This window comes from Serratia sp. J2, assembly GCF_046269175.1.
Classification (GTDB): domain Bacteria; phylum Pseudomonadota; class Gammaproteobacteria; order Enterobacterales; family Enterobacteriaceae; genus Chania; species Chania fonticola_C.
Genome location: NZ_JBKABN010000102.1, coordinates 1 through 672 on the forward strand (window position 1 = coordinate 1; position 672 = coordinate 672).

The 672-nt window shown below is 47.0% G+C and carries 2 protein-coding genes; both read left to right on the forward strand.

The features are described from left to right. Positions 1-375, forward strand: a 375-nt coding sequence (locus tag ACKWMY_RS28250; protein WP_409487554.1) for a hemagglutinin repeat-containing protein, incomplete at its 5' end; no start/stop codon positions are given. Next, positions 372-668 carry a contact-dependent growth inhibition system immunity protein gene (locus ACKWMY_RS28255; RefSeq protein ID WP_244618474.1) on the forward strand — a complete coding sequence of 99 codons (297 nt, stop codon included), beginning with the start codon at positions 372-374 and terminating at the stop codon, positions 666-668. The genes ACKWMY_RS28250 and ACKWMY_RS28255, both read left to right, overlap by 4 nt. The last annotated feature ends 4 nt before the right edge of the window (positions 669-672 follow it).

Below are 672 nucleotides of genomic sequence, written 5' to 3' on the forward strand. Positions count from 1 at the left end.
GCAGAGACAACCATCGACAGCGGTAAGACGCTTGCCATGAACAGCGGGCGCGATACCACGCTGGCCGGTGCACAGGTCAGCGGTGACAAGGTGGATGTTGACGTAGGACGCAACCTGACGCTCTCCAGCCAGCAGGACAGCGATCTCTACGACATGAAGCAGCAGAACGCCAGTGCGGGTGGCAGCTTCACCTGGGGCTCGATGAGTGGTTCCGGCTACCTGGAACTTGATTATCAATCTTCTGCCGCTATTGGTATTAGTGTTACTCGCGGGGCTACAAGTGCTGTTCCAGCTACAAATGCCAGAATTATCATTGGAAGAGATCCTTCAATGCCTGATGGGTATAAAATCATTACTGGGTATCCAACGCCATGAGTATTAACGAAAAGTATCCTTCTTTGTCATATCTGCTGAGGTGTTACTTTAACCAGGATTTTGAGGTGCTGTTTGGTAATGCGGATGAAACATTGGCAGCTTACAAAGCTACCGAGACTGCGGAGGAGCGGTTGCAGATGAAATCTGAAATAGATTATCTGCTGGCACTTTCTCTATCAGATGACGAATTACAGGACATCCTGCTTAACAAAATTGATTGTAGCTATTATTACCCTAATGAATGGTCTTCTTCTGAAGAGTGGTTGAAGCATATATATAAACAAATGAGCTGAAAAG

What these genes read in the sequence shown, in the direction of transcription:
- ACKWMY_RS28255 (WP_244618474.1), top strand. Translation starts at nt 372, where the DNA reads ATGAGTATTAACGAAAAGTATCCTTCTTTGTCATATCTGCTGAGGTGT.